The sequence below is a fragment of the Streptomyces endophyticus genome (genome assembly GCF_035798155.1).
Taxonomy (GTDB): domain Bacteria; phylum Actinomycetota; class Actinomycetes; order Streptomycetales; family Streptomycetaceae; genus Streptomyces; species Streptomyces endophyticus.
The window spans coordinates 12,377-29,991 of sequence record NZ_JAOZYC010000205.1 but is presented as its reverse complement, the minus strand read 5'-3'; the positions used below and the strand labels follow the sequence as shown (position 1 = coordinate 29,991).

The 17,615-nt window shown below is 71.4% G+C and carries 18 protein-coding genes; 12 read left to right on the top strand and 6 right to left on the bottom strand.

Features of this window, described 5'->3' with window-relative positions; translation table 11 throughout:
* Window positions 1-87: 87 nt before the first annotated feature.
* Together OKJ99_RS41510 and OKJ99_RS41505 are read right to left on the bottom strand one after the other, a co-directional pair.
* Window positions 88-1,350, bottom strand: coding sequence for a maleylpyruvate isomerase N-terminal domain-containing protein (locus OKJ99_RS41510; RefSeq protein WP_407700873.1), 1,263 nt, complete (start codon window positions 1,348-1,350; stop codon window positions 88-90).
* Entirely contained in the window at window positions 1,347-1,922 is a 576-nt protein-coding gene (locus OKJ99_RS41505; protein ID WP_326023782.1) for a sigma-70 family RNA polymerase sigma factor, read from the bottom strand. The genes OKJ99_RS41510 and OKJ99_RS41505 overlap by 4 nt, the downstream gene beginning before the upstream one ends.
* Window positions 1,923-1,975: 53 nt before the next feature.
* On the opposite strand from OKJ99_RS41505, the gene OKJ99_RS41500 reads away from it, so the two are divergent.
* The 3 genes from OKJ99_RS41500 (at window position 1,976) to OKJ99_RS41490 (ending at window position 3,215) form a co-directional block, all read left to right on the top strand.
* A complete protein-coding gene (locus tag OKJ99_RS41500) occupies window positions 1,976-2,176 on the top strand; it encodes a hypothetical protein (protein ID WP_326023781.1) in 201 nt (66 codons plus the stop codon).
* 40 nt (window positions 2,177-2,216) lie between these two features.
* Window positions 2,217-2,597, top strand: a complete 381-nt coding sequence (locus OKJ99_RS41495) for an STAS domain-containing protein (RefSeq protein WP_326023779.1) — start codon at window positions 2,217-2,219, stop codon at window positions 2,595-2,597.
* A 120-nt stretch (window positions 2,598-2,717) separates the two neighbouring features.
* Entirely contained in the window at window positions 2,718-3,215 is a 498-nt protein-coding gene (locus OKJ99_RS41490; RefSeq protein ID WP_326023788.1) for an EF-hand domain-containing protein, read from the top strand.
* A 130-nt stretch (window positions 3,216-3,345) separates the two neighbouring features.
* Here the strand turns inward: OKJ99_RS41490 and OKJ99_RS41485 are convergent, their stop codons facing one another.
* Window positions 3,346-4,902, bottom strand: coding sequence for a class I adenylate-forming enzyme family protein (locus tag OKJ99_RS41485; protein ID WP_326023778.1), 1,557 nt, complete (start codon window positions 4,900-4,902; stop codon window positions 3,346-3,348).
* A gap of 147 nt (window positions 4,903-5,049) precedes the next feature.
* On the opposite strand from OKJ99_RS41485, the gene OKJ99_RS41480 reads away from it, so the two are divergent.
* From OKJ99_RS41480 to OKJ99_RS41465, 4 genes are all read left to right on the top strand, one after another.
* Window positions 5,050-6,243, top strand: a complete 1,194-nt coding sequence (locus OKJ99_RS41480) for an amidohydrolase family protein (RefSeq protein ID WP_326023777.1) — start codon at window positions 5,050-5,052, stop codon at window positions 6,241-6,243.
* A gap of 3 nt (window positions 6,244-6,246) precedes the next feature.
* On the top strand, window positions 6,247-7,395 hold the full coding sequence (locus OKJ99_RS41475) for an acyl-CoA dehydrogenase family protein (protein ID WP_326023776.1): 1,149 nt from the start codon (window positions 6,247-6,249) through the stop codon (window positions 7,393-7,395).
* 2 nt (window positions 7,396-7,397) lie between these two features.
* On the top strand, window positions 7,398-8,261 hold the full coding sequence (locus OKJ99_RS41470) for an acyl-CoA dehydrogenase family protein (protein WP_326023775.1): 864 nt from the start codon (window positions 7,398-7,400) through the stop codon (window positions 8,259-8,261).
* 510 nt (window positions 8,262-8,771) lie between these two features.
* Window positions 8,772-9,227, top strand: a complete 456-nt coding sequence (locus OKJ99_RS41465; RefSeq protein ID WP_326023774.1) for an ATP-binding protein — start codon at window positions 8,772-8,774, stop codon at window positions 9,225-9,227.
* Window positions 9,228-9,291: 64 nt separating this feature from the next.
* On the opposite strand, the gene OKJ99_RS41460 is transcribed toward OKJ99_RS41465, so the two are convergent.
* The gene (locus OKJ99_RS41460) at window positions 9,292-10,218 is read right to left on the bottom strand and encodes a cyclase family protein (protein WP_326023772.1); all 927 of its coding nucleotides are present in this window, start codon (window positions 10,216-10,218) and stop codon (window positions 9,292-9,294) included.
* Between the two features lie 101 nt (window positions 10,219-10,319).
* Here OKJ99_RS41460 and OKJ99_RS41455 point away from each other — a divergent pair, with 101 nt between their 5' ends.
* From OKJ99_RS41455 to OKJ99_RS41440, 4 genes are all read left to right on the top strand, one after another.
* Window positions 10,320-11,234 (top strand): SDR family oxidoreductase, encoded by a 915-nt coding sequence (locus OKJ99_RS41455; protein WP_326023771.1) that lies wholly within the window; start codon window positions 10,320-10,322, stop codon window positions 11,232-11,234.
* A gap of 15 nt (window positions 11,235-11,249) precedes the next feature.
* Window positions 11,250-12,470, top strand: coding sequence for an acyl-CoA dehydrogenase family protein (locus OKJ99_RS41450; RefSeq protein ID WP_326023770.1), 1,221 nt, complete (start codon window positions 11,250-11,252; stop codon window positions 12,468-12,470).
* Complete coding sequence (locus tag OKJ99_RS41445; protein ID WP_326023769.1) at window positions 12,467-13,516, top strand: Zn-dependent alcohol dehydrogenase; 1,050 nt, start codon at window positions 12,467-12,469, stop codon at window positions 13,514-13,516. Before OKJ99_RS41450 ends, OKJ99_RS41445 begins: the two co-directional genes overlap by 4 nt.
* A gap of 103 nt (window positions 13,517-13,619) precedes the next feature.
* Complete coding sequence (locus tag OKJ99_RS41440) at window positions 13,620-14,231, top strand: flavin reductase family protein (RefSeq protein ID WP_326023786.1); 612 nt, start codon at window positions 13,620-13,622, stop codon at window positions 14,229-14,231.
* On the opposite strand, the gene OKJ99_RS41435 is transcribed toward OKJ99_RS41440, so the two are convergent.
* Entirely contained in the window at window positions 14,220-15,554 is a 1,335-nt protein-coding gene (locus tag OKJ99_RS41435; protein ID WP_326023784.1) for an MFS transporter, read from the bottom strand. The genes OKJ99_RS41440 and OKJ99_RS41435 overlap by 12 nt on opposite strands.
* Window positions 15,555-15,639: 85 nt before the next feature.
* Here OKJ99_RS41435 and OKJ99_RS41430 point away from each other — a divergent pair, with 85 nt between their 5' ends.
* Window positions 15,640-16,635, top strand: coding sequence for a GlxA family transcriptional regulator (locus OKJ99_RS41430; protein WP_326023767.1), 996 nt, complete (start codon window positions 15,640-15,642; stop codon window positions 16,633-16,635).
* Between the two features lie 130 nt (window positions 16,636-16,765).
* On the opposite strand, the gene OKJ99_RS41425 is transcribed toward OKJ99_RS41430, so the two are convergent.
* Entirely contained in the window at window positions 16,766-17,605 is an 840-nt protein-coding gene (locus OKJ99_RS41425) for an enoyl-CoA hydratase/isomerase family protein (protein WP_326023766.1), read from the bottom strand.
* Between the last annotated feature and the right edge of the window lie 10 nt (window positions 17,606-17,615).

Sequence of the window (17,615 nt, the reverse complement as noted above, 5' to 3'; positions counted from 1 at the left end):
CCCCCCCCCCCCCACCCCGCTGCTCAATCGCCGCAGGGGCTTAATGTGCCGAACCGCGCTCGATGGCACCGGACCGGGGCCGGCGGATTACAACCGGCTCAGGCCAGCCGTTGCTGACAGGACGTCCTGGATGGCCTCGCGGTCGCCGACCTGGCCGGCCGCCGCTTCCTCCGGGAGGACGTGGCCCGCGGCGAGGCGGCAGAATTCGACGCCGTCCAGGGCGACATGGGCCACCTCCCGCCCGGCGGAGCCGACCGCCGCGGGGGAGTCGAGGGCGATCAGCCACTCGCCGCCGCCCGCTCCCTCGACCTCCAGGCGCAGGCTGCGCGCGGGGCGCCCCGCCCCGACGAGTTCCCGGGCGGGGGCCGCGAGGCCGTGCCGGCGGCGCGTGGCCAGGGAGCCGGGGAGCAGTCGGGCGGCGAGGTCGATCATCCGGTTGAGGTGGCGCGGGGCCGGGGCCTCGTACGGGTAGTCGACCGCGTCCGCGATGTCGCCGGCGTGGATCCAGCACTCGAAGGCCCGGTCGATCATCGCGTCGCGCAGCGCGAGCTCGAAATTGCCGTACGAGACCGGGAGTTGACCGGAGCCTCCGGCGCCGCCCTTGTCCGGGCCGGCGAAGGACACCGTGCGGATCACGGAGTGCGACTGGTCGCGCCAGGGCGCCCGTGCCGCGCGCGTGGGCGGGAAGTAGGAGGCCTTCCAGTACGCCTTGGTGCGCGCGGTGGGGTCGAGGAGCGCCGGCGCCGGGTCCTCCAGGCCGAGGGCGCGGGCGACCAGGCCGTCGACGCTGGTGAGGTGGGCGATCACCCCGGCGACCGTGGTCTTCTTGCCGACCTGCTCCGCACCCTCGTACCAGCGCAGCCGGACCGGCGCGTGCCATTCGCCGTCGCCGATGTCCTGGAGCAGCGCGTCGAGCCGGGCGGTCTCCGCGTCGTACGGGGTGGCCCAGCCGGGGACGGGGATGCGCGCGGGGCGGCGGGTGAGGCAGCCCTCCAGGACGCGGGAGCGCAGCATCGGGTCAAGGTCGAGGCTCTCCTCGGCGTGCAGCAGGCCCACGGCGTCGCGCAGCCGCAGCGCCTCCTCGGCGCAGGCGCCGCAGTCGCCCAGGTGGATCTCGACGGCGGCGGCCTCCTCGGGGGCGCAGGCGGCCAGTGCCCAGGCGCCGAGCAGCGACTTGAGGACGCGGTGCTCCAGGACGGCCGGTTCGGCCGCCGTCACGTCGGGCAGCGGGCGGCCGGTGTCCTCGATGGAGGAGCGGGGGGTCGGTATCCAGGGCCGGTCGACCGGTCCTGTGCCCTCGGGTTCCTCCTCGTAGGGGTCGAACCGGTCCGGCCCGTTCGCCGCGCTCACGCCGGCCTCCCGTAGCTGCGGCCGGGAGGTGTGCCCGTGTTGTGGGCCGTCGACAGGAGCTGCAGGCCGAGGCGGAGCCTGCGGCGGGCCTCGTCCTCGGTGACGCCGAGGTCGGCGGCGGTCTGGCGGTAGTCACGGCGCTGGAAGTACGCGAGGTTGAGCGCGTCGCGCAGCGGGGCGGGCATGGACGTCACGATGTAGTCGGCGCGGGCCGCTGCGGAGGCGTGACGCACCTTGCGCTCCAGGTCCTCGGTGGTGCCGAGCCCGGTGCGCACGAGGGCGGCGGACTCGGTCTGACGCAGGCGCTGCACCGCGTGCCGGTGGGTGAGGGTGGCGATGAAGGAGCGCAGCGGGCCCTGCTTGGGGTCGTAGGACTCCGGATTCTCCCAGATCTGGGTGAACACGTCACGGGTGATCTGGTCGGCCGCCGTCTCGTCGTCGAGCACGCGGTGTGCGAGGCCGTGCACCAGTGAGGCGAACCGGTCGTAGAGCTCGCCGAGCGCGGCCGCCTCCCCGTGGGCCAGGCGCTGCTGCATCCTGCGGTCCCAGCGGGACGGGGTGTCCTTGGGCATGGGGCCCCCTCACCGACTGCCTGAACTACTTTGCCTTGTACTCGAATGTAACCGTGAGCGTCGACAACACACGCACCTTTGCCGCATTGTGCGCCCCCGAAGAGCAGCAGGTGGTAAAGGCCATTCGTACCTTGGAACGCGATGAGCGCTTTGGTTCACATGTGACCGGCCAGGGCTTAACCAGGCCATATGTGATAGGTCTGCGGGAGTGTTTCATCCCGGTGCGGCAGGGCAGCCGCGCAGAAGAAACGTAGGGACAGATTCCGGATCGTCGATATTCCCGAGCGAGAGGCGTTGCGCGTGACGCTCAAGGTGACCGAGTCAGGGCAGGGCGACTGGGCCGTCGTGTGCGCGTCGGGCGAGATGGACCTCGTGACGTCGCCGGCGCTGCGCCAGCAGGTGCACGAGGCGGTGGCGGACGGCCGCCGCAGCGTCGTGCTCGACCTCTCCGACGTGCTGTTCTGTGATTCGAGCGGCGTCGGTGTGCTGATCGCGTCGCGCCGCCTGATGCGCTCCTGTCAGGGCCGCCTGCGCCTGATCCTGCCGGCCCAGGGCGCGGTCGACGGCTCCCACGTGAACCGCGTACTCGGCGCCCTCGGCGTCCGCCGCCTCTTCGACGTCTACCCGGACGTCGCCTCGGCGGTGGACGAGGACGCGGCGCCGATGTCGGCGTAACGGCTTGTACCGGATTTTCACCGGCCTTGACACAATCGCCGCAGTTCGGGGCGTGCGCGCACGGGACCGTCGTACGCTCCGATGCGTAAGACCCATCGACCCGAGAGGCGGCCCATGAGCATGGACGAGCGGAGGATCGCGGCCCGGTTCGCCGGCTTCGACCAGGACGGCAACGGATATATCGACCGCGAGGACTTCTACGTCGCCGCGAAGGCGCTGCTCGCCGAGTTCGGTGTCACGGCGCGCTCCGGACGCGGGCAGTCGCTGTTCGCCGGAGCCGAGGCGTTCTGGCAGGGCATGGCCGGGATCGCGGATGTGGACGGGGACCAGCGGGTGACCCGCGAGGAGTTCGTGACCGGGGCCGTGAAGCGGCTGCGGGACAACCCGGACCGGTTCGCCGAGATCGCTCGGCCGTTTCTGCGGGGTGCGCTTGCGGTGGCCGGTGCCGAGGCGTCCGGGATCGATGCGGATACCGCGCGGCGGGTGCTTGGTGTGCTCGGGGTCGAGCCGGATGTGGCGCGGGCGGCGGCGGGTGCGCTTGATGCGGATGGCGCCGGCCGGATCTCGGAGGATGCGGCGGTACGGGCCTTTGCCCGGTACTTCACCGTTCCGGAATAGCCGCACCGGCGTTGCGGTCCCGGGGCTCCGCCCCGGACCCCGCTGCTCAATCGCCGCAGGGGCTTGATGTGGCCCCGGGCCCCGCGCCTCAATCGGCGGCGGGGCTTGATGTGGTCCCGGGCCCCGCGCCTCAATCGGCGGCGGGGCTTGATGTGGTCCCGCTGAAGCGCTCTCGTAGTTTGTATTTCAGGACCTTGCGCAGTGTCTCGTTGCGTGGCAGTGCGTCGACCACCTCCAGTTGCTCGGGCAGCTTGAACGTGGACAGGCCCTGTTCGCGCAGGTACGCGGTGAGTTCGGGCATGGTCAACCGTGCCCGCCCCGCGTGCAGTTCGAGCACCGCGCACACCCGCTCCCCGCGCTCGGCGTCGGGCAGGCCGATCACCGCCGCGTCCTGGACCGCGGGGTGCTCGTGCAGCAGGTCCTCGATCTCCTTCGCGGAGATGTTCTCGCCCTTGCGGATGATGACGTCCTTGGCGCGGCCGGTGAGGACCAGGTGGCCCTCGGGCAGCAGATGGCCCAGGTCGCCGGTGATCAGGAAGCCGTCCTCGTCGAAGGCGTCCGCGCTCTGGCGCGGGTCGAGGTAGCCCTGGCAGACGGCCTCGCCGCGCAGCCGTACGTCGCCGTCGACGCCCGGCGGCACCTGCTTTCCTTCGGCGTCGACGACGCGGATCTCCATGCCCTCGGGCGGGCGGCCCTCCGTCGTCGCCAGGTTCTCCGCCGTGTCGTCCGGCGCCCCCATCGTGATCATTGGCACCTCGGTCATGCCGTATCCGTGGGTGAGTTGGACGTCCATCTCGCGGACGACGGAGTGGTAGACCTCCGGCGGCTTCGGGGCCCCGCCGCCCGCCAGCAGGCGCAGCGTGGGGATCAGCTTGGCGTCCGGCTGCTTGCGTTGTTCGGTCAGGAACATCGAGTAGAAGGCCGTCGAGCCGCCCGCGACCGTCACCCCGTGCCTGCGGTACTCGTCCAGCGAGTCCGGCATCCCGAAGTGCTCGAACATCACCGCAGGGAAGCCATACAGGAGCAGCATCACGGTGTAGTCGGGGCCCGCTATGTGCGCGAACGGGAACGCCATCGAGCCGACGTCGGAGGCGGACAGGTGCAGGGCGTGGGCGAGGCAGGAGCCGCCCGCGATGAGGGAGCGGTCCGTGTGCAGCACGCCCTTGGGGTCGGACGTCGTGCCCGACGTCCAGTAGATCCAGCGGACGTCCGTCCCGGAGGCGGGCGGCGGGGGCAGTACGGACGGGTCGCCCTCCGGCAGGTCCTCGTACGCCTCGAAGATGCCGCGCGCGCCGAGCCGCCGGGCCATGTCGGTGTGGTCGAAGCCGCGCCAGGTGCCCGGTGTCGCGAAGAAGTCGGCCTTCGACTCCCGTAGCGCGAAGCCGACTTCGCGGTCCCGGTAGAAGGGGATGATCGGCGACTGCACCGCCCCGATGCGGGCGAGCGCGAAGGAGAGCAGGGCGGTCTCGATGCGGGTGGGGAGCTGCCAGGCGACCACCGTGCCGGGGCGGATGCCCAGGTCGTACAGGCCCGCCGCCACGCGTTCGCCGCGTTCGCGCAGGGCGCCGAAGGTCAGGGTGCGGTCGCCCTGGATCAGCACCGGGTGGTCGGGGGTGAGTTCGGCGCGGCGCTCGACGAGCTCCCAGAGCGTGCGGGAGGCGCCCAGGGCGTGTGCGGTGTCGGTCATCTTCGTACCCCTTCACGACCACAGCCGTCAGCTGACGGGTTGTCAGATCTGGCTGAGAGCGTAAGTCCGCGCTCCTTGTCGGTCCAGAGGTGCGGGGCTAGCCTGCTTTCTGACGGGTCATCAGATACGGCGAGGGGCTGAACACTCATGACGGAACTGCCGCGCATCGTCAGCGTCGACGACCATGTGATCGAACCGCCTCATCTCTTCGAGACCTGGCTGCCGGCCAAGTACCGGGACAAGGGGCCCAAGCCACTGACCGAGGGAATCGGCGAACTCGCCTACGTAGCGGGCAAATACCAGATCACGATGGATCCGGCGGGGCCGCCCACGGACTGGTGGATCTACGAGGACCTCAAGTTCCCGTACAAGCGCAATATCGCGGCCGTCGGCTTCGACCGCGACGACATGACCCTGGAAGGGATCACGCGGGCCGAGATGCGGCGCGGGTGCTGGGACCCCAAGGCGCGGCTCGCGGACATGGACCTCAACCACGTCGAGGCCAGCCTCTGCTTCCCGACCTTCCCCCGCTTCTGCGGGCAGACCTTCGCGGAGGCGCACGACAAGGAGGTCGCGCTCGCCTGCGTGCGCGCCTACAACGACTGGATGGTCGAGGAGTGGTGCGGGGACAGCGGCGGTCGGCTCATCCCGCTGTGCATCATCCCGCTGTGGGACGTCGAGCTCGCCGTCGCGGAGATCCGGCGCAATGCCGCGCGGGGCGTCAAGGCCGTGACGTTCTCCGAGATCCCCACCCACCTGGGACTGCCGTCCATCCACTCCGGCTACTGGGACCCGTTCTTCGCGGTCTGCCAGGAGACCGGGACGGTCGTCAACATGCACATCGGCTCCAGCTCGCAGATGCCGGCCGCGTCCCCGGACGCGCCGCCCGCCGTCCAGGCCTCGCTCAGCTTCAACAACGCGATGGCCTCGATGATGGACTTCCTGTTCAGCGGCGTTCTCGTGAAGTTCCCGCGGCTCAAGCTCGCGTACAGCGAGGGGCAGATGGGCTGGATCCCGTACGCCCTGGAGCGCGCCGACGACGTGTGGGAGGAGCACCGCGCGTGGGGCGGCGTCCGGGACCTGATCCCCGAGCCCCCGTCCACGTACTACTACCGGCAGATCTTCTGCTGCTTCTTCCGCGACAAGCACGGGGTGGCGTCCCTCGACACCGTCGGCCGGGACAACGCGACGTTCGAGACGGACTACCCGCACGTCGACTCGACCTTCCCGAACACCAAGGAGGTCGCGCTCGACCACGTGAAGGGCCTCGACGACGAGACGATCTACAAGCTGATGCGCGGCAACGCCATCCGCATGCTCGATCTCGACCTGGACCGGTAGCCCGTGGACCTCACGTACACGGACGAGGAAGAGGGGTTCCGGGCGCGGCTGCGGGAGTGGCTGGGCGGCGTGCTGCCCACGCTGCCGCCGAAGCCGTCGCCCGACGACTGGCCGGGCAGACGCGCGTACGACATGGGCTGGCAGCGGCGCCTGTCCGACGCCGGGTACGGGGACGTGCACTGGGACGCCTCGCCCACGAAGAGGCTCATCTTCCTGGAGGAGACGGAGAGGGCGGGCGCACCCTACGTAGGCGCGAATTTCGTCGGGCTGCTGCACGCGGGGCCGACCATCGCCGCCGAGGGCAGCCCCGAGCAGCGGGACCGGTGGCTCGCGCCGATCCTGCGCGGGGACGAGGTGTGGTGCCAGGGGTTCAGCGAACCGGACGCCGGGTCCGACCTGGCGGCGCTGCGTACGAGGGCCCGGCGCGAGGGCGACGAGTACGTGATCAGCGGCTCGAAGATCTGGACCTCGCACGCCGAGGTCGCCGACTGGTGCGAACTGCTGGTGCGCACCGACCCGTCCGCGCCCAAGCACCGCGGCATCTCCTGGCTCGCCATGCCGATGGACGCGCCCGGCATCACGGTGCGGCCGCTGCGCACGCTCGCCGGGTCGACCGAGTTCGCCGAGATGTTCCTCGACGACGTGCGGGTGCCGGTCGGCAACCGGGTCGGCGAGGAGAACGACGGCTGGCGCGTGACCATGGTGACCCTGTCCTTCGAGCGCGGCACCGCGTTCGTCGGCGAGGTCGTCGCCTGCCGCCGGGTGCTCGGCGAGCTCGCCGCCCACGCGAAGAAGACCGGCCGCTGGGACGATGCCGTACTCCGTCGCGAACTCGCCCTGCTATCAGCCGAGTTCGGTGCCCTGTGGCGGCTCACTCAGTGGAACGTGAGCGAGGCGCAGGCGACCGGCGGCGTGCCGGGTGTGGGCGGCTCGGTCTTCAAGCTGCGCTACTCGCACGCCCGGCAGCGGTTGTACGAGGCCGCGGCCCGGGTCCTCGGCGGTGCGGGCGCGCTCGACACCGACCAGGAGTGGACGCTCGACCGGCTCTCCTCGCTGTCGTACACGATCGCCGCCGGCACCTCGCAGATCCAGCGCAACATCGTCGCCGAGCGGATCCTCGGACTGCCCAAGTCTTCAAAGGGGGGACGGTAGGCGTGCACTTTCAACTGACCGAGGACCAACGGGCGTTGCGCGACGGCACGCGGGAGCTGCTCGCCGGACGGTTCGACCGGGACGCGCTGCGGGCCGCGGTGGACGCCGACACCCCGGCCGTCGACCGGGGGCTGTGGCGGGAGCTCGGCGAGGCAGGGCTCTTCTCGCTGTGCCTGCCGGAGGCGGCGGGCGGGGTCGGGCTCGGACTGCCGGACGCGGTGGTGGTGTTCGAGGAGGTGGGGCGGGCGCTGGTGCCGGGCCCGCTGGTGGCCACCTTCCTCGCGGCGGGCACGGTGCCGGGCGCGGCGGCGGGCGAGGCGGTGGTGACCACGCCGTACGGGTCCCTGCTGCCGTGGCGGGACGACGCGGACGTGGTGCGCGACGACGTGTCCACGGCCCGCCCGATCGCCTCGGCGGACCCGCTCACCCCACTGCACGCGCTCCCGGACCCGGCCCCCGTCCCCCTCGAAGCGACCCTCCTGTACGCCGCCGAACAGCTCGGCTCGGCGGGACGCACGCTCGACATGGCCGTCCAACACGCCCGGGAGCGTGAGCAGTTCGGAGCGCCGATCGGGTCGTTCCAGGCGGTGAAGCACCTGTGCGCCGAGATGCTCGTACGGGTCGAGGTGGCCCGTGCCGCCGTGTACGCGGCGGCCGTCACCGCCGATCCGGTCGAGGTCGCGGCGGCCGAACTGCTCGCCGACGAGGCCGCGGTGCAGGGCGCCCGCGACTGCCTCCAGGTGCACGGCGGCATGGGCTTCACCTGGGAGGCAGACGTACATCTGCATCTGAAGCGGGCGTGGGTGCGGGCCGAGTTGGGCGGCAGCGCGAGGGGTGCGGAAGAGGTGCTCGCGGCCGCGCTCTGAGCCGTGTACGAGGGTGGCCGCGCGTCCGGAAAACGGACGCGCGGACGCCGTAGCGGACGGCCTGAGCAAGGATGTACGCACAGTCACTGTGCGTGGTTATCGGGTTGTGTCCTGCGGGAGGCTCGTCACGGCACGGAGTCGGCGTCCTGCTCCGGTACCTTGTGGCAGATGCGAGTGGTGCTGAACCCGAGCGACGGCGCCGGTGTTGCCTCCGAGGCGGCTCCGGCTTCCACACGGTGTCGATCCGCGGCCCTGCCACGGGGCGCCCATCGCAGCGCAGGGCGGGATTCCGCACCCGCCTGTTCGAGCCCCGGCCGGACGCGTCGCACAGTATGCCGCACGCGTACTCCTTCGCGCTGGAATATGCCCGAAGCGCTTGTTGGGGTGACTGAACGTCAACCATGCTGTGCCTCAAGGGGTTCACGTTCCGTGATCCCTCTCACTGGACAGCACGGTAAGTGGCGCGAGGCAGTACTCCAGGGTTCCCGCCGGATTCGGATGGTGTGAGCGGTGCAGGTGCTTCAGGTTCAACTGGAGGTCGGGGCCGACCCCGCGGAGGTGGGGCGGGCCCGCAGGTGGGCGCGCTCGCGTCTCGCCGGTTCGGGCATAGAGGCCGATGAGTCCTTGGCCGAGACGCTGATTCTGATCGTCTCCGAGCTGGTCACCAACGCCGTGGTGCACACAGGGCACCCCGCCGTGCTGCGCCTGGCGCTGCCCAGTGGCGTTCCCGCGGCGTGCCTCGGCACCGTCCGCGTGGAGGTCGCCGACACCTGTGAGTTGCCGCCGGCGCCCCGGCACGCGGACGGCGAGGAGACGAACGGGCGGGGGCTCGAACTCGTCGACGGGCTCGCGGACCGCTGGGGCTGGCGCTCCGAGGGGACGGGCAAGGCGATCTGGTGCGAGATCGACCAGTGCGCCGTGGCCACGACCGGCGCGTTCCAGGGTGTGGCGTTCGAAGCGGTGTGAGCGCGCACGAAGCGGCGCGGGTCCCGTGGGGGGCCCGCGCCGCTTTCCGTGTCCGGCGGGTCCGTCAGAACACCGCCACCGGGGCCACCGGTGTCCCCGTACCGCCCTTGAAGGGTTCCGGCATCGCCGACAGCAGGAACGAGTGGCGTCCCACTTCTCCACAGGCTGTGGACAAAGTTTCGAGATTCCAGTTCTGGCCTTGCAGCATCCCCATCTCGACCAGGTCGAGCGCGTGCACGGGCAGCCACAGGTTCTCGATCTCCGGCGGGAAGATCTCGAAGGTCAGGGTGTCGTTGGCGACCGCCGCCACGTCCCGCGCGTGGAACCACTCGGGCGTGCGCACCGAAAGTCCCGGAGACGGATAGCCGTAGCCGTGCTTGTCCCCGGCCAGGTACACCTGGAGCTGCCCGGTGCGTACGAGCACGATGTCGCCGGCCTTGACCGTCACGCGCCCGAACTCGGCCGCCTCGTCGAGGTCTTCGGGGGTGACCGCGTGGTCCCCGGGCAGCCGGTCGAGTCCCTTCGCCGCCGCCACGTCGAGCAGCACGCCGCGCGAGACGATGTACGGCGCCTTGTCGATGCCGCTGAACTGTGCGCCGTGGTGCGCCGTGATGGTGTCGGCGGGGCGGCCGTTGTAGAGCTTGCCGGAGTGCGAGACGTGCGTGAGGGCGTCCCAGTGGGTGGCCGCCTGTAGGCCCATCGTCACGGCGTCGTCGCTGGTGGCGACGGTTTCCGGGCCGAAGATCTCCTGGTTGATCTGCACCATCGTGTGGAACGGGTTGATGCGGCCGGGGATCAGACCCGACTGCACGCCGTCCTCCTTGAGGGGCAGCGCGAGCGGGACGCGGCGGCCCGTGCGGACCTCGGCGGCGGCCTCGCGCACGACATCGTCGGTGACGAGATTCAGGGTGCCGATCTCGTCGGCCTCCCCCCAACGCCCCCAGTTGTTCACGCGTTTGGCGATGTCGTGGAACTCGGCGGGCAGGGGCATCGGGTCCTCCCGGGTCTTGTGTTCCGGTATCTGACGGGTCGTAGAATCCGACCGGAGTTGAAATCTAACGGGTCGTCAGAAACCGCGGGAAGGGGCCGGACATGGGGAACTTCTTGGCAGGCAAGGTCGTCGCCGTCACGGGGGCGGGACGAGGCATCGGCAGGGCGGTGGCACTCGCGTGCGCCGCCGAGGGCGCGAAGGTCGTCGTCAACGACTACGGCGTGTCCATAGAGGGCGGCGAGCCCACGTCGGACGTGGCGCAGGGCGTCGTCAAGGAGATCGAGGCGGCGGGCGGCACGGCGGTCGCCGTGGCCGACGACGTGTCGACGATGGCCGGTGGCCAGCGCATCGTGGACACGGCCGTGAACGAGTACGGGCGGATCGACGGGGTCGTGTGCGTCGCCGGGATCCTGCGCGAGCGGATGCTGTTCAACATGGCCGAGGACGAGTGGGACCCGGTCGTCCAGACGCACCTCAAGGGCACCTTCACCGTCTTCCGTGCCGCGTCCGCCGTCATGCGCAAGCAGAAGACGGGCACACTCATCGGCTTCACCAGCGGAAACCACCAGGGGTCCGTGGCGCAGGCCAACTACGCCTCCGCCAAGGGCGGCATCATCTCGCTCGTGCGCAGCGCGGCCCTCGGGCTCAACAAGTACGGGGTGACCGCGAACGCCGTCGCGCCCGTGGCCCGTACCCGCATGTCGGCGAATGTGCCGATGGAGCTGAAGGAGATCGGGGAGCCGGAGGACGTCGCGGCCTTCGTCGTCTATCTGCTCAGCGAGCGGGCCCGCGAGGAGAAGATCACCGGGCAGGTCTACACGGTGGCCGGCCCGAAGATCGCCGTATGGGCGCAGCCGCGCGAGCTGCGCGCCGGGTACGCGGACGGCGGGCCCTGGACGCCGGAGAAGATCGCGGACTTCCTGCCGGGGACGGTCGGCACCGACCCCATGCCGCTCCTTGAGCAGCTCCAGGAGATGGCGCGGGCGGCGGCCGCCAAGGATCGACCCAACCAGTAATGGGGGTGGCGGGGCGTGGAGTTCGGGTTCGGGTTCGACAAGGCGGATGACGCCGACCGCACGGACACAGCCTTCCGGGAAGAGGCCCGGGAGTGGCTCGAGAAACATCTGGACGAGCGGTTCACGGCCGCCGTGGGACGCGGAGGCCCCGGCAGCGAGCACGAGGTCGGCGCGGAACGACGTGCCTGGGAACAGGAGTTGGGCAAGGGCGGCTGGATCGGCCTCGGCTGGCCCACGGACCCGGCGGCGGGCTACGGCAACCGCGTCGCCACGCTCACCCAGCAGGTCGTCTGGGCGGAGGAGTACGCGCGCGTGCGGGCGCCCGGCCGCTACGGCCACATCGGCGAGAACCTCCTCGCTCCCACCCTGCTCGCGTACGGCACCGAGGAGCAGCAGCGCCGCTTCCTGCCCGGCATCGCACGCGGCGAGGACCTGTGGTGCCAGGGCTACAGCGAGCCGGGGGCGGGCTCCGACCTGGCGTCGCTGCGCACGTCGGCGACCCGTGACAAGGACGGCCGCTGGCGGGTGAGCGGCCAGAAGGTGTGGACGTCGCTCGCGCACGAGGCCGACTGGTGCTTCGTGCTGGCCCGCACCGACCCGCAGGCGCGCCGCCACAAGGGCATCTCCTTCCTCCTCGTCCCCATGGACCAGCCGGACCACATCGACGTACGGCCGATCCGGCAGCTCACCGGGACGAGCGAGTTCAACGAGGTGTTCTTCGACGGCGCCGTCGCCGAGGAGGTCGTCGGCGGCGAGGGCGAGGGCTGGAAGGTCGCCATGGGCCTGCTCGCCTTCGAACGCGGGGTCTCCACCCTCGCCCAGCAGATCGGGTTCGGCGAGGAACTGCGGGCGGTCGTACGCACGGCCACCGCCAACGGGGCGATCCGGGACCCGCTCGTACGCGCCCAGCTCGTACGGCTGTGGGCCGAGCTGCGCACGATGCGCTGGAACGCGCTGCGCACGCTCGGCGGCGCGCCCGACGCGGGCGCCCCGAGCGTCGCCAAGCTGCTGTGGGGCGGCTGGCACCAGCGGCTCGGCGAGCTGGCCCTACGGGTGCGCGGCGCACAGGCATGCGTCGGCCCCACGGACTGGACCCCCGACCGGCCCTACGAACTCGACGAACAGCAGCGTCTCTTCCTCTTCAGCCGGGCCGACACGATCTACGGCGGCTCGGACGAGATCCAGCGCACCATCATCGCCGAGCGGGTGCTCGGCCTGCCCAGGGAGGCCACGTGAGGGGTGTTGTGTTCGACGGCCAACAGGCCGTCGTCGTAGACGACTTGGAGATACGGGATCCGGGCCCGGGGGAGGTGCTCGTCGGCGTCGCCGCCGCGGGCCTGTGCCACAGCGACCTGTCGGTGATCGACGGGACGATCCCGTTCCCGCGCCCGGTGGTGCTCGGGCACGAGGGTGCGGGCGTGGTGGAGGCGGTCGGCTCGGGCGTCACCCACGTCGCGCCCGGCGATCACGTGTCGCTCTCCACGCTCGCCAACTGCGGGGCCTGCGCGGAGTGCGACCGGGGCCGCCCGACGATGTGCCGCAAGGCGATCGGCATGCCGCAGAAACCGTTCGCGCGAGGCGGCAAGGACCTCTTTCAGTTCGCCTCGAACTCGGCGTTCGCCGAGCGGACCGTGGTGAAGGCCGTGCAGGCGGTGAAGATCCCGAAGGAGATCCCACTGACCTCGGCGGCACTGATCGGCTGCGGAGTGCTCACGGGCGTGGGCGCGGTCCTCAACCGGGCGCGGGTCGACCGCGGCGACACGGTCGTCGTCATCGGCACGGGCGGAGTCGGCCTCAACGTCCTCCAAGGGGCCCGGATCGCGGGCGCGTTGAGGATCGTCGCGGTGGACTCCAACCCGGCGAAGGAGGAAGTGGCACGGCAGTTCGGCGCCACGGACTTCCTCACGGACGTGGGGTCGGTCAGGGAGGTACTGCCGGACGGCGCCGACCACGTCTTCGAGTGCGTGGGCCGAGTGGAACTCATCCGCGCCGCGATCGACCTCCTCGACCGGCACGGCCAGGCCGTGATCCTCGGCATGCCGGCGGCGAAGGCGGAGGCGTCCTTCGTGCCCGCCGAGCTGTTCCTCGACAAGTCGGTGCTCGGCTGCCGCTACGGCTCCTCGCGCCCGCAGCGCGACATCAAGCTGTACGCGGACCTGTACGCGCAGGGCCGGCTGCTGCTCGACGAGCTGGTGACGCGGACGTACCCGGTGGAGGACTTCGGGAAGGCGGTCGAGGACGCGGAGGCGGGGAGGGTGGCGCGCGGGGTCCTGACCTTCTGACCCACCGGGCCGGGGTGCGGCCGCCGGGGTCGCCGCACCCCTTCCGACCGATCTGCCGCACCCCTTCCCATCTGACGACCCGTCAGCTTCAATGGATTTCATGATGGGACACGCAGGGATGGCGGCCACCGTCGTCCGCTACCTCAGGTCGGTCGGTGCTCCCACCGCGGAGTCACCGGTGGAGGCGCTGCCGCGCCCGGATCTCCGGGCCGTCGGCGACGACGAGCGGGCGCCCGTGGACCCGGCCGAATTCCGCCGCGTCATGGGCGAGTTCGCCAGCGGGGTGACCGTGGTGACGGCCGCCGAACCCGACGCGGGCCCCGCCGGCTTCGCCTGCCAGTCCTTCGCGTCCCTGTCCCTCGACCCGCCCCTCGTCGCGTTCATGGTGGCGCGCACCTCGACGACGTGGCCGCGGATCGCCCGGGCGGGGGCGTTCTGCGTGAACGTACTGGGCGCGGAGCAGGGCGAGTTGTGCCGGGGCTTCGCGGTCAGCGGGGCGGACAAGTTCGCCGGCGTCGCGTATGAAGAGGCGCCGGTGTCGGGCGCGCCGCGGCTCGACGGCGCCGCCGCGTGGATCGACTGCACCATCCACGCGGTGCACACGGGTGGGGACCACCTGATCGTGGTGGGCCGCGTGACGGCCCTCGGCTCGGCGGGCGGCGGCGCGGGGCCGCTGCTGTTCCACCGGGGCGCGTTCTCGGCGCTACGCGACTGAGGGCACGGTGGTGGTGTCCGCACGCCCGCGCCGGATGATGAGCGACATCAGCGCCGCCGCGGCGCACAGCGCGCCCGAGGCGTACCAGACCACGTCGTACGACCCGAAGACATCCCGCGCCACACCCCCCAGGAAAGCCACAACCGCGGCCCCCACCTGGTGCGAGGCGAGCACCCAGCCGAACACGATCGCGCTGTCCTCGCCGTAGTGCTCACGGCACAACGCGATGGTCGGCGGCACGGTGGCGACCCAATCCAAGCCATAGAACACAATGAAGAAGACCATCGGCGGCCGAACGTCCGGCGCGAGCAGCATCGGCAGGAACAGCAGCGAGATGCCGCGCAGCGCGTAATAGACGGCGAGCAGCCGGCGCGCCTCGATCCGGTCGGTGAACCAGCCCGACGCGATCGTCCCCACGACGTCGAAGACGCCGATGACGGCGAGCAGTGAGGCGGCCGTGGTGATGGGCATGTGGTGGTCGTGGGCCGCGGGCACGAAGTGCGTCTTGACCAGGCCGTTCGTGGAGGCGCCGCAGATCGCGAAGGTGCCGGCGAGCAGCCAGAAGGGCCCGGTGCGGGAGGCCTTCACGAGCACGGTCACGGCCCGCTTCCCGGCGCCCCGCACGGGCGCGGGCTTCGGCACGAACTCCTTCGCCCCGTACGGCTCCACACCCGCGTCGGCGGGGTGGTCGCGCAGCAGCAGCCACACCAACGGGACCACGGCGAGCGCGGAGAGCGCCACGGTCACGGCGGCGGGCCGCCAGCCGTGCCGGTCCACGATCCAGGACAGCAGCGGCAGGAAGACCAGCTGCCCCGAGGCCCCGGCCGCGGTCAGCACGCCAGTGACCAGCCCACGCCGCGCGACGAACCACCTATTGGTGACGGTGGCGGCGAAGGCGAGCGCCATCGACCCGCTCCCGAGCCCCACCAACACACCCCAGTACATGACCAGTTGCCAGGCAGCCGTCATCCACACGGTGAGCAGCGACCCGCCGGAGATGACGATCAGCGCGACGGCGACGACCTTCCGTATCCCGAACCGGTCCATGAGCGCGGCGGCGAACGGGGCCGTGACCCCGTACAGCGCGAGGTTCACGGACACGGCGAAGCCGATGGTGCCGCGCGACCAGCCGAACCCCGTGACGGGATCGTGCAGCGGCTCGATGAGCAGCCCCGGCAAGGAGGCGAAGGCGGCGGCACCGACGATCGTCACGAAGGTCACGGCGGCCACGGCCCAGGCGCGGTGAGGGCTCCTGCGGGGACGGCGCCTTTGACGGGGGCCGCCCGGCTGCGGCTTCGCCTGCTCCTCCGCCTGCTTCTGCATCTGCGTCTCGGTCACCCGAAAAGCTTCGGCGATCTCCCTGCCCGGAACGAGTGGCCCGAATGCCATTGTTCGCTAGGATCGGGCCATGCCCCGAAACGAACGGCACACCCCGCACCGCGTCGCGGTGCTCGCGCTCGACGGCCTCATCCCCTTCGAGTTCGGCATCCCGCAGCGCATCTTCGGCCGCGCCCGCGACGCCACGGGGGCGCGGCTGTACGAGGTGGTGACCTGCGCGGTCCGCGAGCCGGGGCGGATCAGGACCGACGCCGACTTCGACATCCTGGTCGACCAGGGGCCCGAGGCCCTCGGCAGCGCGGACACCGTGATCGTTCCGGCGTCGTACGAGAAGGGCCTGATCTCCGAAGAGGGCCGTCTGAGGCCCGATTTGGCTGCGGCCATGGCTCGCGTGCGCCCCGGTACGCGGATGGTCTCCATCTGCACCGGCAGCTACGTCCTCGCGGCCGCGGGCCTGCTCGACGGCCGGCCCGCCACCACGCACTGGGCGGACGCCGACCACTTCCAGCGCCTGTTCCCGCACATCAAGGTCGACCCCAACGTGCTGTTCATCGACGACGGCGACGTGCTCTCCTCGGCGGGCGTCGCCGCGGGCATCGACCTGTGCCTGCACCTCGTGCGGCGCGACCACGGCGCCGCCGTCGCCAACGACGTGGCCCGCCGCACCGTCGTACCGCCGCACCGGGACGGCGGCCAGGCCCAGTACATCGAACGCCCGCTCCCGGAACCCCAGTTGGCGTCCACGGCGCGCGCTCGCGCATGGGCCTTGGAGCACTTGGGCGACCCCATCCAGCTCCGCGACCTCGCCGACCGCGAATCCCTGTCCGTCCGCACGTTCACGCGCCGCTTCCGGGAGGAGGTGGGCGTCAGCCCCGGCCAGTGGCTCACCGGCCAGCGCGTGGAACGCGCCCGCCACCTCCTGGAGACCTCCGGCCTCTCCATCGACGAGGTGGCCCGCCGCTCGGGCTTCGGCACGGCCCAGTCCATGCGCCAGCACTTCCACGCTTCGGTGGGGGTAACGCCTACGTCGTACCGCCGCACGTTCCGGGCGGGGGCGCCGGCTTGAGGTAGCGGCGCCTGGGCCGAGGGTTCCCGGCAAAGCCACGCAGCGAACAACTGTGACGGGAAACCACGATCTGTTCGTGGTTTCCCGTCACAGTCCAGGTACGGGGTACCGGGTGCGGGGTGCGGAGGGCTCAGCGTCCCCTGAACTCCGGCCGGCGGCGCTCTACGAAGCTTGCGACGCCCTCGTTCGCGTCGTGCGTGCCCATGTTCAGCTCCTGGGCTGTGGCCTCCGCTGCGAAGGCCGTGGAGCGGTCCGAGTCGAGGGAGGTGTTGATCAGGGACTTGGTCATCGCCAGGGCGCGGGTCGGGCCCGTTGCGAGGCGTTCTGACCATTCCTTCGCCACCTTCGGCAGCTCGTCGTCCGGGACGACCCGGTTGACCAGGCCGAGGCGTTCCGCGTCGGCGGCGGGCAGTGCGTCGCCGAAGAACATGAGTTCCTTGGCGCGCTGCGGGCCGATCAGGCGGGGGAGGAGGTAGGCGCCGCCCCCGTCCGGGACGAGCCCGCGGCGGACGAACACCTCGATGAAGCGCGCGGACTCGGCCGCGAGGACCAGGTCGCAGGCGAGCGCGAGGTGCGCCCCGATGCCCGCCGCCGTGCCGTTCACCGCCGCGATCACCGGCTTCTCGCAGTCCTGGACGGCGGTGATCAGGCGCTGCGCGCCGAGGCGGATCATGCGGGCGACGTCGCCCACGACCCGTTCCCCGTCGTCCGTGCCGCCTCCGCCTCGCAGGTCGGCCCCGGCGCAGAAGCCCTTGCCCGTCGCGGTGATCACGACGGCCCGTACGTCCGGGTCGGCGGAGGCCGCGGCGAGCAGCGCGATGACGCGTTCGCGCTGGTCCCAGGTGACGGCGTTCATGGCCTCGGGCCGGTTGAGGGTGATCCACGAGACGCCGTTGTCAGTGGCGTGCAGTACCAATGAGTCCAGGGGATTTTCGGGTTGCGGGGAATCTGCGGGGGAGGGGTGGGGCATGGGTGGGCTC

Bases quoted from the DNA above. Each gene is read 5' to 3' on its own strand.
- OKJ99_RS41505 (WP_326023782.1), bottom strand. From the start codon at position 1,922: ATGCCCAAGGACACCCCGTCCCGCTGGGACCGCAGGATGCAGCAGCGC.
- OKJ99_RS41440 (WP_326023786.1), top strand. From the start codon at position 13,620: ATGGGACACGCAGGGATGGCGGCCACCGTCGTCCGCTACCTCAGGTCG.
- OKJ99_RS41490 (WP_326023788.1), top strand. From the start codon at position 2,718: ATGGACGAGCGGAGGATCGCGGCCCGGTTCGCCGGCTTCGACCAGGAC.
- OKJ99_RS41460 (WP_326023772.1), bottom strand. From the start codon at position 10,218: ATGCCCCTGCCCGCCGAGTTCCACGACATCGCCAAACGCGTGAACAAC.
- OKJ99_RS41485 (WP_326023778.1), bottom strand. From the start codon at position 4,902: ATGACCGACACCGCACACGCCCTGGGCGCCTCCCGCACGCTCTGGGAG.
- OKJ99_RS41435 (WP_326023784.1), bottom strand. From the start codon at position 15,554: ATGCAGAAGCAGGCGGAGGAGCAGGCGAAGCCGCAGCCGGGCGGCCCC.
- OKJ99_RS41425 (WP_326023766.1), bottom strand. From the start codon at position 17,605: ATGCCCCACCCCTCCCCCGCAGATTCCCCGCAACCCGAAAATCCCCTG.
- OKJ99_RS41480 (WP_326023777.1), top strand. From the start codon at position 5,050: ATGACGGAACTGCCGCGCATCGTCAGCGTCGACGACCATGTGATCGAA.
- OKJ99_RS41455 (WP_326023771.1), top strand. From the start codon at position 10,320: ATGGGGAACTTCTTGGCAGGCAAGGTCGTCGCCGTCACGGGGGCGGGA.
- OKJ99_RS41430 (WP_326023767.1), top strand. From the start codon at position 15,640: ATGCCCCGAAACGAACGGCACACCCCGCACCGCGTCGCGGTGCTCGCG.